Source organism: Crinalium epipsammum PCC 9333, assembly GCF_000317495.1.
Lineage (GTDB): Bacteria > Cyanobacteriota > Cyanobacteriia > Cyanobacteriales > PCC-9333 > Crinalium > Crinalium epipsammum.
Genome location: NC_019753.1, coordinates 2987604 through 3001454 on the forward strand (window position 1 = coordinate 2987604; position 13851 = coordinate 3001454).

13 protein-coding genes are annotated in these 13851 nt (G+C 38.7%); 6 read left to right on the top strand and 7 right to left on the bottom strand.

What is annotated here, in order from left to right; all coding sequences use genetic code 11:
- The first annotated feature begins 19 nt into the window (after positions 1-19).
- Both CRI9333_RS13050 and CRI9333_RS13055 read left to right on the top strand, forming a co-directional pair.
- Positions 20-1288 carry a GAF domain-containing sensor histidine kinase gene (locus tag CRI9333_RS13050; RefSeq protein ID WP_015203638.1) on the top strand — a complete coding sequence of 423 codons (1269 nt, stop codon included), beginning with the start codon at positions 20-22 and terminating at the stop codon, positions 1286-1288.
- 58 nt (positions 1289-1346) lie between these two features.
- The gene (locus tag CRI9333_RS13055) at positions 1347-2279 is read left to right on the top strand and encodes a DMT family transporter (protein WP_015203639.1); all 933 of its coding nucleotides are present in this window, start codon (positions 1347-1349) and stop codon (positions 2277-2279) included.
- A 130-nt stretch (positions 2280-2409) separates the two neighbouring features.
- Here CRI9333_RS13055 and CRI9333_RS13060 read toward each other — a convergent pair whose 3' ends face one another.
- Positions 2410-3291, bottom strand: a complete 882-nt coding sequence (locus CRI9333_RS13060; protein ID WP_015203640.1) for a UTP--glucose-1-phosphate uridylyltransferase — start codon at positions 3289-3291, stop codon at positions 2410-2412.
- A 39-nt stretch (positions 3292-3330) separates the two neighbouring features.
- Positions 3331-4701 (bottom strand): ankyrin repeat domain-containing protein, encoded by a 1371-nt coding sequence (locus tag CRI9333_RS13065; RefSeq protein WP_015203641.1) that lies wholly within the window; start codon positions 4699-4701, stop codon positions 3331-3333.
- A 277-nt stretch (positions 4702-4978) separates the two neighbouring features.
- Here CRI9333_RS13065 and CRI9333_RS13070 point away from each other — a divergent pair, with 277 nt between their 5' ends.
- Complete coding sequence (locus tag CRI9333_RS13070; RefSeq protein ID WP_015203642.1) at positions 4979-5449, top strand: DUF4079 domain-containing protein; 471 nt, start codon at positions 4979-4981, stop codon at positions 5447-5449.
- A 171-nt stretch (positions 5450-5620) separates the two neighbouring features.
- On the opposite strand, the gene CRI9333_RS13075 is transcribed toward CRI9333_RS13070, so the two are convergent.
- A complete protein-coding gene (locus CRI9333_RS13075) occupies positions 5621-6319 on the bottom strand; it encodes a DUF1997 domain-containing protein (RefSeq protein ID WP_015203643.1) in 699 nt (232 codons plus the stop codon).
- Between the two features lie 303 nt (positions 6320-6622).
- Here CRI9333_RS13075 and CRI9333_RS13080 point away from each other — a divergent pair, with 303 nt between their 5' ends.
- Both CRI9333_RS13080 and CRI9333_RS13085 read left to right on the top strand, forming a co-directional pair.
- A complete protein-coding gene (locus CRI9333_RS13080) occupies positions 6623-7279 on the top strand; it encodes an SDR family oxidoreductase (protein WP_015203644.1) in 657 nt (218 codons plus the stop codon).
- 69 nt (positions 7280-7348) lie between these two features.
- A complete protein-coding gene (locus CRI9333_RS13085; protein ID WP_015203645.1) occupies positions 7349-8062 on the top strand; it encodes a glycoside hydrolase family 24 protein in 714 nt (237 codons plus the stop codon).
- Positions 8063-8309: 247 nt separating this feature from the next.
- Here the strand turns inward: CRI9333_RS13085 and CRI9333_RS13090 are convergent, their stop codons facing one another.
- From CRI9333_RS13090 to CRI9333_RS13105, 3 genes are all read right to left on the bottom strand, one after another.
- On the bottom strand, positions 8310-8510 hold the full coding sequence (locus CRI9333_RS13090) for a hypothetical protein (protein WP_015203646.1): 201 nt from the start codon (positions 8508-8510) through the stop codon (positions 8310-8312).
- Between the two features lie 780 nt (positions 8511-9290).
- Positions 9291-9635, bottom strand: coding sequence for a hypothetical protein (locus CRI9333_RS13095; protein WP_015203647.1), 345 nt, complete (start codon positions 9633-9635; stop codon positions 9291-9293).
- Positions 9636-10254: 619 nt separating this feature from the next.
- The gene (locus CRI9333_RS13105; RefSeq protein WP_015203648.1) at positions 10255-10608 is read right to left on the bottom strand and encodes a metal-sensing transcriptional repressor; all 354 of its coding nucleotides are present in this window, start codon (positions 10606-10608) and stop codon (positions 10255-10257) included.
- Between the two features lie 274 nt (positions 10609-10882).
- Here CRI9333_RS13105 and CRI9333_RS13110 point away from each other — a divergent pair, with 274 nt between their 5' ends.
- Positions 10883-12088, top strand: coding sequence for an HhoA/HhoB/HtrA family serine endopeptidase (locus CRI9333_RS13110; RefSeq protein WP_015203649.1), 1206 nt, complete (start codon positions 10883-10885; stop codon positions 12086-12088).
- A gap of 182 nt (positions 12089-12270) precedes the next feature.
- Here the strand turns inward: CRI9333_RS13110 and CRI9333_RS13115 are convergent, their stop codons facing one another.
- Entirely contained in the window at positions 12271-13740 is a 1470-nt protein-coding gene (locus CRI9333_RS13115) for a hypothetical protein (protein ID WP_015203650.1), read from the bottom strand.
- Between the last annotated feature and the right edge of the window lie 111 nt (positions 13741-13851).

A 13851-nucleotide genomic window follows, 5' to 3' on the forward strand; every position in this document is an offset into this window, starting at 1 on the left:
TAAAACTAATTAAAACCCTATGATTTCGCCTAGTTGTGTCATTCCTACTCTTGAAGCAGAACGTTTAGCTGTTGTAGGTCGTTATGAAATTCTCGATACCCCACCAGATGGCGCTTTTGACCGGATTACAAATCTAGCTGCTAGGTTCTTTAAAGTACCAATTTCAATTGTTAGTATTGTTGACCATGACCGAATTTGGTTTAAGTCTCATCTAGGCTTAGAAGTAGAACAAATTGGGCGTGAACCAGGATTGTGTGCTAGTGCTATTTTGCACGAAGATGTTTATGTAGTAAAAGATGCCAGAGTAGATCCTCGCACATTGGCTAATCCCTTAGTTGCGGGAGAGTTTGGACTACAATTTTATGCGGCTGCTCCCTTAATTACAAACGATGGCTTTAGATTAGGAACTTTATGTGTAATTAATTACGAACCGCGCGAGATTACGGAAGTAGAAAAAGCAACTCTACAAGAGTTAGCAGCTATTGTTATGGATGAGTTAGAACTTCGACTTGCAGCGAAAAAAGCTATAGACGCTGAAGTTGCTCTCCGTAACGAAGTTATCAAGAGTTTGCAACGAGAAAAGGAACTAAACGAACTAAAATCTCAGTTTGTTTCCATGATTTCTCACGAATTCCGTAATCCGCTATCTTCAATTTCACTTTCCGCAGAAATCCTTGAAATTTATGCAGATAAGTTAAGCCATGAAAAAAAACAAGGGCATCTTCGTCAAGTTCAAAATTCAGTCAAAAAACTACTTCATTTAACTAATGAGATTTTGACAATTGGTAAAGTCGAAGCCGGAAAGTTAGATTTTAACCCAATGCCTTTTGATCTCAAAGGATTTTGCCAATCGCTAGTAGCAGAGATGCAGATTAATGCAGGTAATAAGTATAATATCAATTTTATGAGTTCTGGCGATCGCCAAGATACTTGCATGGATCAAAACCTGCTAGAGCATATTTTAACTAATTTGCTTTCAAATGCCACCAAGTATTCACCCTCTGGCGGAATGATTAATTTTGAATTAAGTTATAGACAACAAGAAGTTATCTTCCGCATTCAAGACTCAGGTATAGGCATAGCTAAGGAAGATCAAGAACAGCTATTTAATAATTTTTACAGAGCAAAGAATGTTGGCAAAATTGCAGGTACAGGATTAGGGTTAGCAATTGTTAAAAATTGCGTTGACTTACATGGAGGAAAGATTACGCTAGAGAGTGATATTGGAGCGGGTACAACGTTTATAGTTACTATACCATTGCAAAACTCTGTGGCAGATGCTAAATAGAGTAGTTAATATAAAATTCCTGACAAAATGCGATTTTTAACAAATTTATAATCACCAAATGTCACTACATCAAACTTCAGGTAGATGGCGCTTAGGATTAGCGTTATCAATATTTACTGTTATTCTTTGGGGTACTGTACCAATTGCCTTAGCAGTTGCAGTTCAAGCACTTGATGTTTACACTGTTACTTGGTTTCGCTTTGTAGTTTCATTTGTACTGCTAACAGTTTTTTTAGCTGTGCGTCAAGAATTACCCACAGTAGAAAAAATCCGCGCCGCGCCAATAAAATTAATCGCGATCGCCATTATTTTCTTTCTATTTCATTATGTTTCATTTCTCCAAGGTTTAGCACAAACATCACCATCAAACGCGGAAGTTTTAATTCAACTAGCTCCTGTTTTAATGGGTTTGGGAGCATTATTTATTTTTAAGGAACGTTATACTTTATCTCAATGGATAGGCTTAGGTTTACTAACTCTCGGCTTAGTTTTATTTTTCAACGAGCAAATAATAGCTTTAATCAACGAGCCAACTAATTATTTAATAGGCAGTGGCATCCTAATTTTATCAGCTATATTTTGGGCAGTATACAGTTTAGCTCTTAAGCAACTGCTACACACATTACCTTCTTCTAATATCCTACTAATAGTTTATGGAGGTTGTGGATTATTATTAACTCCTTTAGCCAAACCTCAGCCAATCTTTACACTTACTGCTGTACAGTTCGCAATGCTGTTATTTTGCGGGCTAAATACTGTAATGGGTTACGGTGCTTTTGCTGAATCTTTAGATCACTTGGAAGCATCAAAAGTTAGTGCAGTAGTAACTTTAGCACCCATAGTTACTTTCGTATCAATGTGGGTAGTAGCTGGGGTTGCTCCTAATTTAATTAAACCAGAACATATCACAGCAATAGGAATATTGGGAGGGTTGTTTGTGGTTGGAGGCTCAATGATAATTGCATTGCGAGCGCGAACTTCTACTGATTAATATCCAGGCTAATTTCTATTCCCCCCAGATCCCCCTAAATCCCCCTTAAAAAGGGGGACTTTGAATGCAATGTCCCCCCCTTTTTAAGGGGGGCTAGGGGGATCTATTCTTAAGACTTTCGGGACGTAATTCATAATCTAAAATCAATCATTGTTTGACGATAAGCCTCTGGTAATCCAATATCAAAAGTTCGTCCCTTAACAACATATCCAGTAATACCTTCATCTTGCCGCAACCTATCAAGACAAGATGTTAATTGAAACTCACCACGCTCACGAATATTATTACTAATATGCTCTTCTAAATATTCAAATATTTTAGGAGTTAGGATATAAATTCCAAAAACACAGAGAAACTGATCTTCAGCCATTCCTGCTACCCGTAAATGTTTACGTGCATATTCCAAATCTGGCTTTTCAAATATTTTTGTAATAGACAAGAGAGAATTTGATTCTATCCAGTTTCCTGTAATACAGCCAGCTTTATGAATAATTTCTCCTGGTAATACATCTAATGAAATAACGCTTTGATTTACTTGTTCGTAAACTTTGATGACTTGCCTAGCACAAGAATTATCAGCATCAGTTAAGTAAACATGATCCCCTAGCATTAACATAAATGGCTGGTTGTTTACCCAATCTTTGGCGCAAAATACAGCATGACCAAAACCGTCTTGAATATCTTGAGTTAAAATAGTAATTTTACTACCTAATTGTTGTAAATATTGGCTATATTCTTGATTTTGTGGAGATAGCTTATTAAATAGTTGTGGTGGTGGAGATTTAAATAAGTCTTCAAATAAAGTGCGATCGCACTTTTGTACAACAATCCCAATTTCTTCTATCCCCGCACTAATTGCTTCCTCTACAATAGATATAATTACAGGTTTAGCACGACCGTCTCGATCAATAATGGGAAATAGTTCTTTTTTGACAACTTTAGTAGCTGGAAACAACCGAGTGCCAAAACCTGCTGCGGGAATTACTGCTTTAGAAACTTTGTGATTAGACATTTGGTAAAAATTGTAAATAATAAATCATTGCTAACTTTATTATTCCTCAGCGCCAGCCACTTTGAGCAACTTCACAACTTCAGGATAACCATTAAATTCTGCCAGCATTAAAGCTGTATACCCGCCTTGATTTCTAATATTCACATCTGCGCCAGCTTCAAGCAATAATTTGACAGCATCTAGATAACCCCGATGCGCTGCCCACATTAAAGCAGTTGCACTAGCTTTGTCTTGAATATTAGGAGTAGCGCCGTGAGCTAATAATACTTGGATCAGAATAATATTATTACTATCGCAAGCTTTCATTAACAATGTTTTGCCATCATCAAATTGAGTATTTGCATCAGCACCAGCTTGTAACAAAACTTCGACGGTTTCACTATGAGCGTGTAATGCAGCTAAAGTTAAAGCTGTCTCACCAAAATTTTTAATATTAAAATTAGCTTGTTTTTGCAACAAAGCTGCCACAATTTCTGTATGACCATGTAATGAAGCTACCATCAAAGGTGTATCACCTAATTTATTTCTAGCTTGGAAGTTAGCGCCTCGATTAAGTAAAGTTTCTACAATATCAACATGACCTTCAACAACCGCTAAATTAAGAGCAGTTTCATCGTCTTGGTCTTTGGCGCTAATATCAGCACCATGCTCAAGTAAAGCTATTAAAATATCTGTATAACCGCCTGCTGCTGCTGCCATTAAAGCTGTTCCACCATCCAAGTTGCGGGTATTTGGATCAGCACCAGCTTCTAGTAAGATTTGTACAATTTTTGTATATCCTTGATCCGCAGCTAAACTTAAAGCTGTCTCGCCATCTGGATTTTTAGTATTAGCATTTCCCCCATGTTGTAACAATAGCTGCACTAAATCAGTTTGCTGTTGACTTGCAGCAATTGTTACAGCGTCACTGTTAAGATCTTTTAAGTCTGCACCTGCACCCAATAATGCTTGCACAACGGCTGTATTACCACTTTTAACTGCTAACTTTAAGGCAGTATCTTTATCTTGATCTTTTATACTGATATCAGCACCAGCAGTTAGCAATATTTGCAGAATATCAACATTGCCTTTAAAAGATGCTGCCATTAATGCTGTACTGCCATCATCATTTTTGGCATTTACATCAGCGTTATGAGCTACTAAAGTTTTTACTACATCAAAGGAGTTACTAGCAGCAGCCAACATTAAAGCTGTAGTGCCAAATTTTCTAGCTTGATTAACATTAGCACCAGCTTCTAAGAGCGATCGCACAATCTCTGTATAGCCTTTTTGAGCAGCAAACATTAACGCGGTTGTACCATCTCGATCTATAGCATTGACATTTGCGCCATTAGCTATTGCTTTTATTAACCGCTTAATATCACCACCGCGAGCCGACTGGATTAAAAACTGATCTTTAGTAAATGTCATAACAATAAACAATTATCAATTAATACCCTGTTATGGAATTTACAGCACTTTGTCTCTAAATTCCTCGCGAATTCGGGGAGAGGGCAAGGGTAGCGCGGTTAAGGTAATATTTCCCTGGTTGAACCTGGAAGGGCTAGGAGCTATCTTTGATGCCTCTTTCAACAACGGTGCGAGACGTGAGTTAGACATCAAACGTTAGAGGTAATAGCAACTATGCAGATAGTTGTATTATTTATGATAAGTTTTATAAAGTTGCTTAGAAAATGATCTGCATCCTATGAGCTTAGAAACCCAAAAAGAAATTGGATTTTGGCTGAATTTCATTCATCCAATTTGGATGTGGATTGTCTTAGGTACTTCTATCTATGCCTTATATTTAGGTATTCAAATTCGACGTACCAGAAATGCCACAGGGGAACTCAAAAAAGAGTTAATCCAGGGCAAGTTTAATAACCGTCACTACCAAATTGGCTCAATCTTGTTAGCCTTGATGGTTGTCGGTACGCTAGTGGGTATGGGTGTTACCTATTACAACAACAGCAAGCTGTTTTTTGGTCCCCACCTTTTAGCAGGTTTAGGCATGACAGGAATAATTGCTGTTTCAGCTTCACTATCTCCCTATATGCAAAAAGGGAAAGATTGGGCGCGTTACAGCCACATATTTTTAAATGTTGTCCTACTAGGATTATTTAGCTGGCAGGCTGTTAGCGGTCTGGAAATTATCCAAAGGATTATTAGCAAAAAATAACCTTTGTTACAAAACCCAGGCGTGTCAAATAAATCTCATAGAAATATCTAGAAATTAAAGGTGCTAACCCTTGAAATAGAGTAGAGACGCGAATATCGCGTCTCTACTTTTAGTAAGCATAATAGTCGAAAAAAAGCCTGTAACTGCTGTTATCAACTGCTCAAACCACTGTTAAAGGCGATTTTTCTTGGATTTTGTAGAAAAGGGAATACCCAAGCTGCTGTGAAAGTCTTCTTGAACCTTGGGAGTTAAACGGCGGGAAACTTGCCGTATAATTTCTCGTAAAACGCGATCGCCTGTTGTTTGAAGGACAGATTTTGGCAACTTGTAAATAAATTTAGGAAATTGAATATCAACTGACAAATCTAGCTGCCACTCAACTCGCGTGATTACAGCAGGTAGTTGTGATTTTCGATCAAAATTATCATTTGGTACTTCTACCAAGTTCATAGCAGCATTAAAGTCAACTTCATAACCAGGAGCTACATATCCAGGTACAGGTATAGTGCGGATAGGGTAAACTCCCTTGTCTTGCGGTAGCAAATGTAAACCAATTTTGGGTTCGACCTGATAACCAAAAGAACCAAAACGTCCAATTGTTAAAGCATAACCATTATCTCCCAAAGGTTCTGCTGTCATCGGGTGGGCGCAACGGCAAAACCAACCTTGGTGGGCATCCAGATATTTAGCAACTGTTACCGCATCAGCATACATTTCCATGCAGTCTGTAGACTGACTAGAGAACCGCATTGGTTCGATATTAGTTGCTAATTCTGCCACTTGTGCATCTGGTTCAAGGAAATTTGCGCCAGAATCAAAAATATTTTCAGGAACCTCAAATGGTTGATTTTCTACAAATTGCGACTGCATCCCTGTTCTCCTGTACGTTTTGCCGTTTTCTGATGTTGCCAGTAGAAATTTAATTTGACGTTTTCATCTTAGATATTTGGGCTAAAGACGAAGACTTTCTGCCAAAGTTCATACAATTGGGGAAGAGTTTACGCTTCTGTCAGTTATTAGCTATATACAAGGGAGAAATCCCTTACAACAAGTAGCACAACATCAAAAAAACTGACAACTACGGCTGAATGCTAATTACTTTCAGACTATTCCCTGTTCAATTAGCATAACTTGCCCACCCAAGGCTCTACCATGTGAAAATTACGGAGAAATATGAAAGCATTTGTCGCAGGAGCAACAGGCGAAACGGGACGTAGAATTGTACAAGAGTTGGTAAAACGTCAAATTCCTGTTCGCGCCTTCGTTCGGAATTTGGAAACAGCTAGGGAAATACTACCACCGGAAGCAGAATTAGTTACAGGTGATTTATTTTCAGTGGATAGTCTCAAGAGTGCGATCGCAGATAGTACAGTACTTTTGTGCGCTACCGGAGCAAAACCTAGCTTTGATCCCACTAACCCTTATAAGGTGGACTATGAAGGCACAAAGAATTTAGTAGATGCTGCCAAAGCAACCGGAATAGAGCATTTTGTGTTTGTATCTTCCCTGTGTACTTCTAAACTCTTCCATCCACTTAACTTGTTCTGGTTAATTTTAGTGTGGAAAAAGCAAGCAGAAGAGTACATCCAAAAAAGCGGTCTCACCTATACAATTGTGCGCCCTGGTGGATTGAAAAACGAAGATAACTCTGATTCTGTAGTGATGTCGTCAGCAGATACCCTGTTTGACGGTAGCATTCCCCGCCAAAAAGTTGCCCAGGTATGTGTGGAAGCACTTACTATACCTGAATCTAGGAATAAAATTGTCGAGGTTGTAGCTAAAGAGATACCGGAAAAAAGCTGGGATCAGCTATTTGCTGGGGTTGGGTAATTAGTGGGTTGGCGTAGCGTGCCGAAAGCATCGCTTTCTTGATTTATTCTGCAATATAAGGATCTTTGTGTGAGTAGGCGTTTCTCATCCCTGAAAGATGATCCAAAATCGAAGTTACAGCAAGAAATTGTGAGCAAATCAGCTTGGAAGATTAAACTTGCTGCCAGTATAAGTGCGATCGCTTTCCTACTCTTCCTGTTGAATTTTTCTTCAGGTAATCGAGAAACGCCATCCGTAAATTCACCTACAAACGCTTACGGAACACAACCACTTGTTCTTAAGGAAGGCGATCCATATATTCGCGCATTAATGCGAACTATCTCTGCAAGTGAAGCAAACGATCGCCGTCCCTATTCCATCATCTATGGTGGCGATCATGTCTCCGATTTAAGTAATCATCCTAACCGTTGTGTGCCGATTTTAGTTGGTCCTAATATTGGTAACTGTTCAACTGCTGCTGGACGTTATCAAATGATTAATACAACTTGGGATGAAAAAGCCAAGCGGTATCATCCAAGACCGTCAGGTTTTATGTTTTGGAAATCTTACAGTTTTGAACCAGAATATCAGGATGCCGTTGTTTACGCTTGGTTAAAAGATCCTCAAGCTTGGGGCGTTGATATTTCAGAACTACTGCGGCAAGGAAAAATTAACCAAGTGTTGAAACGGTTATCTGGTACTTGGACAAGCTTAGGATATGGAATTGAAGATAATTCTATGAGTAGCAAGCTACCTACAATATATAAAAAAATGTTACGAGAGGAATTACGCCAAGCTCATTGATAGCAAATGTTTAAAACCTATCCTAAAAATAATGTTTAAATAAAAAGCCCCAGCTTTTAACGGCTGGGGCGATTAAATATTTATCAGGGTGCATCTACCTCTTCCTTTTACCGCTACTCAGACTAACTATCAGGATAAATTTTAAAATATTTCCACTTAAACAAGATAAACATAAAATCTCCCCCTCCCCTTTATAAGGGGAGGGGGCTGGGGGGTGGGGTAATACGTTTAACTCGCGCTGACCTACTTATCTTAAATAAAGTACCAAAGCAGCACGGCTATTTGATTCACCACTATTCCCTACAGTTGATGGCGTAAATAAAGTATTAATACTTATCATAAAAATTCCCACCATTACAACATGAGCCATGATGTCTAAAATTGTGAATCCTTCCTGTTGAGTTTTATTAACAGGTGTTAAGCACCGATACAGGAGAGAATATTTCATAACCGGAACTTTTTTAGCTAAATCTATATCTCTATTGATCAGCTATTTTTGTTGTTTATCCAACCGTTTTTATAATGAATTTTTGAGTAGATATATCGTGTTTAACTATTTAATTTTAGTGAAATTACTTAGAAAATACTATGTTTAGGTTGTTTGCTATTTTAAGGAAATACACTTAGAGAAAAGGCTAATTTGAGAAATATATTTTTGCTTGACAGACAAAAATAACTTCCTAAAACCCCTAAATAACTTTTAGAAAAAGAGTAAAGCCAGGGCAGGCAGGTACTTTTGTACTTCACATTTAAATTTGTTGTAAATATACTTTGCCAGAATTATCAATTAAAAATAAAAACCCCAGCCGTTAAAGGCTAGGGGTCTTAATTATCAGGGTGCATCTACATATTCTTTATACTTAAGAATGTAATAGGATCAGGACAAATTACCAAAAAATACAGGAATTACGCATTTTGACGACCGATTAAGGCTTTGGGGGCTGAGGAAAAGCCTGGTTTGACAAATAATTTGATGCTACGTGATATAAAATTAAGTTCTGCACCTATATAGAACCCATTTGAGATCTATTCCTGAAACTAAAAGCCTTGCAGCTAGCTGGTTTTATCCCTGTTAAGAGCAAAAAACAGTTGAGTTTAAACAGGCTAATTCATTGTCAGCATTGTAACGGCTTACTTCAAAGCCAAGCACAAGTGCAAAAGATGTCAAATGGGTTCTATACAAGAGAGCAATCGAATTTGGCTCTCTCTACGAGCTAAGTTACAAATTTTATAGATTGATCGTTAGGATTTTTTTCTTGCTTTTTTTGTCGCTCAACACGACTGTATTGTAGGGTGATGTATCCGTAGAAGGCGGAATTGGCAGCTTAAAACTGGGGCTTTTATGATCGAGTTCGCCTAAATCAACGCTTTTCGTTATATCGCCATCTGTTGCAAGATTTGCGGTAAGTTCGCCTTTATAATCTTCAATTAAAAAGTCTCTAAAGGAAACGACTTTCCCACCCTCATCATCTATACCAAGGATGACCGTACCGCTGAAATTTGCGCCTTTTCGTTCTTCATCAACCGTTGCCATTATGATTTCCGAGGGGTCTTGACCGGACATATCTGCCATAAACTTTTTCCTGGGCGAATTCTCAACAATTGAAAATGATTTTACAAGAGCGCTATGGGCGATCACAAAACTCTCAGGACGTATTTCTGCATCGGAAAGTGCAAATGTATAGCCAAGTTACTTCTGGTTATACGCCTAATTGGAAGATTGAGTAGAATCCAATTTGAACTAGAGAGCCAAACCATCACTCTTCTGAAAAAGAAGCTACTGGCAAATCTAGCTTTGTGCCTGTTGCTGCTAGATGGGTTATTGAAAGGTCAAACGCTTGGGCGGAGCGATGTAAAAGTTTAGTCAAAAATTTTGACCGAACACTCGCTCGTGCCAATGCCAAGCTCAAGCTTTGTTTTATCAGATTGATGCTCACTCTTACTAGCTGATAGCTAAAAAAGATCTTAAATGGGTTCTATAAGCCACAATAATTTGCAAAAAACGATGCTAATTTGCGAATTACGACATATAATGTGCGAAAGTACAACAACAAAAAACCCCAGCCTAGAGTAGCTGGGGATGTTAATGTTTAGGGTGCATCTACCACTTACTTCTACTGCTGGGTTAGTTGAGTATCAGGATAAATTTTTTCTAACTTACTAAAGATCTGCGATCGCACCTAAATAAAGACTCACGGCAAAAATCGATCTAAAGCAGCCTTTAACTCTTCAATTTCGACTTCAATATTACCTTCTTTAGCAGCACGACCAATACACTCAGTTAAATGTTCATCCAAAATTATCCGCGCCACTCTATCTAAAGCACCCCGCACCGCAGCAACTTGCACTAGCACATCTGGACAGGGGCGGCTTTCCTGCACCATATTTTTAATTCCTCGGATGTGTCCTTCAATCCGGGATAGGCGGTTGATAATTCGTCGCTGTGACTCTTCACTGTGAACGTGAGGATGAATATGTTCTCCATCGCCATGCACATGAGGTTTTGCAGGTAGCGTTTCGTTAGTTAGGGGGTTTGATCCGATCATGCAGAGTTAATCAGGCAGCAGTGTAATCCAGATCCTAGCTTAACGGTTAATCTAACTTTGCCAATGTGTAGAGGCGTACCATATACGTCTCTATATCAAATATTTATACGGATCATTTTCAGAATTGCTATCATTTGTTGCTTCTGGAAGTAGAGGTACGGCATACCGTACTTTTATTAAGCTAATGTTGAGAAATTGTAAAAATAGCTTTAGGCATACTTTTTAATTGTTAAGTAAGTTTGCCCATGTTTCAGCAGCTTTGCCCTAAGTGAAGATGGATTCTATGAAATTTCCCCAGTTTTCTGTGTTATCAGGCAAAATTATTACCTATTTACTTACAACTCTAATTGCATCAGCATTAAGTTTTGGTATTTTTTGTAATTTACCTGCACAAGCAGCAATATCAAGCCAAATACCAGCCGCAAAATTAGCGGTACAGATTCCTAATAGCGGTAACGGGGATAGCTTTGTGGCTGCTGCTGTCAATCGGGTGGGAACAGCCGTAGTAAGAATTGATACTGAACGCACAATTACCCGCCGTGTTGATCCATTTTTTGATGATCCAAGATTACGGCACTTTTTTGGAGATCAATTTATTCCCCAAATGCCTCAACAAGAACGCTTGCGTGGTCAAGGTTCTGGCTTCATTATTGACCGTAGTGGGATTATTCTCACCAATGCTCATGTAGTCGATCAAGCAGATAAAGTAACTGTCACTCTTAAGGATGGGCGTACCTTGGAAGGAAAGGTGCAAGGGGTAGATGAAGTTACAGATTTAGCCGTAGTAAAAATTCAGGGAGGAAACGATTTACCAGTAACACCTCTGGGAGATTCTAACGTAGTGCAAGTAGGAGATTGGGCGATCGCAGTTGGCAACCCCTTCGGCTTAGATAATACTGTCACTCTAGGTATTGTCAGCACCCTCAAACGTTCCAGCGCGGCTGTTGGCATTCCTGGTAAACGGCTAGAGTTTATTCAAACAGACGCAGCCATTAATCCAGGTAACTCTGGAGGTCCATTATTAAATAGTAAAGGAGAAGTGATTGGCATCAATACCGCCATCCGTCCCGATGCAATGGGGATTGGTTTTGCGATTCCAATTAATAAAGCCAAAGAAATTTCTACTCAACTAGCACAAGGAATCAAGGTACAACATCCTTATTTAGGTATTCAGATGACAACCCTAACTCCCCAACTAGCTGCTGAGAACAATAGCGATCCTAATTCTCCCTTGCAAGTGCCAGAAATCAACGGTGTTTTAGTAGTGAGAGTTTTGCCTAATACACCAGCAGCACAAGCTGGTTTACGTCGTGGAGATGTAATTTTGCAGATTAACGAGGAACCTGTCACTACGGCTGAACAATTGCAGGACGTAGTTGAAAATAATCCAATGGGTTCTTTACTTCAAATAGAAGTCCAGCGCGGCAACCAAACATCATCGTTGGCTATCCGCACTGGAGAACTCCAAAACGCTGCTTAAATCACCTGAGTTCGACATCAGAAATTATTCGACCTCTTGCATCAGGCGATAAATCTCATATTTCATTTGCGTTAATCTGCTTTCTAAAAATCAAAATTCGACTTTTACCAGCAGTATATTGTTATCTATATAACGCAGATAATAGGGATTTCCGCTTATGTCGAACTCAGGTAATTTACCGACTACCCTAACTCTAATTCCACAACCCTCCGCACAATCTCAGTAACTTCTGTTGCCATTCTGGCATCAAGTTCTACCACTTCTTGATTAGGGTCTCTTGGTTGAAGCGCCTTACCGCCTCGTAAAGCCATAGTAAAGGTGAACAACTTAGCTGGCTTTCCTAATGCTTTTGGACGGCTATCTACAAAGTGTACCAGTGCTACATAGACAGCTTCAGTTCTCTCCCTAGTAGCAGTATTCCCATTGCCGAGTTTGGAAATAATCGCTACAGATTCAATGTCATTTTGTAAACCTAGTACTTGAATAGCTAAATCAGTTAAACGAGCCGGATCTGCTCCCATCGCAGTAATGACAGTTTTAAGACTTTTCCACTCTGCGTCTGGTAATCGCGATTGTCTGGGTATGTAATTATGCCAACCCAACATGGATACTAACCGTGTTAAATCATAAGCAGATACAGCATTACACTGCCATCTCGGAAGCTGTTGATCAGCATTCAAAATTACCTTTTTGGTGGTTGTATCAACTAACTCTGGTTGCTCAATAAAAGACTTTTCACCATATCTACCACGAAATATCAAATCCTGATTACCTGTAACAAATTTAAGCCACTTCTCTAAATCTAGGGGAAGAGAAAATCTCTTAAACATTGCACCCAGAGAATTTGAAGTAGCAATTTTTTTTTCGTAGCTAACTATATCTCTAGCTAAATCTTGAAACCGAAATGTATTTTTATTTCCAGATGTGTCTATACCTCTAATACTATAGGAATCAAAATCTACTGTAGGATTTCTTCTATTAGCGCGAGAAACCAGATTAAGCAACGCAATAATTTTAGTACTACTCCAAAATTCATCACACGCCAGAGCATTTCTTCCCAACCATTTAGTTAGAAATTTTCCTGTTTTGTCAAAACTACCGACGCAAACGCAAGCTTCCTTAATATCTGGATGAATAAAACTTAAGCCTTGCTCATTAATGCGAGGAATTTCTCCTAGGGCTGGATAAGGACTAAATGTAGCATTTACTGGATTTCCACTAACTAGATTTTTACCATCCGGTCTCTGCATTAACCGAGTGGGATAATCATTAATTTGTTTAGAGTATGGTGAAGTATTAATACCTTGATACATCAGCACAGGTTGGTTTTCTTTACCACCTGCGGCAGCTTTAAGAAATGCTTGATAAATTTGTTCTCGATTGTTGTTAGAGGCTAGGCTTAAATTGTCGAGAACAACTTTTTGAGCAGAAGATTGCTGAAGTTGAGATTTACCATCTAAGCTGTACTCAATAATTTCAGGATAGGTAGTATTGTCTGGTAGCGAATTTAAAGTGCCTGTAGCAAGTAAATTTTTATTGCTACCGACTATGGGACTAGACTGTGCCTGCACTCGCTGAATACTATTTTTAAAGCTGAATAATCCCACAATAGTAGTCAGCCCATACAGTATTTTCCGTCTTTTCAATCTCATGGCATTTCTCTCTGAAACTGGTTATCAATATATGCCTAAAGAGAGTTGAATGACAAGGGTAAAGGAATTATTTGCCTCGCAGACATAATCTATGTACAATTGCTATCTGCG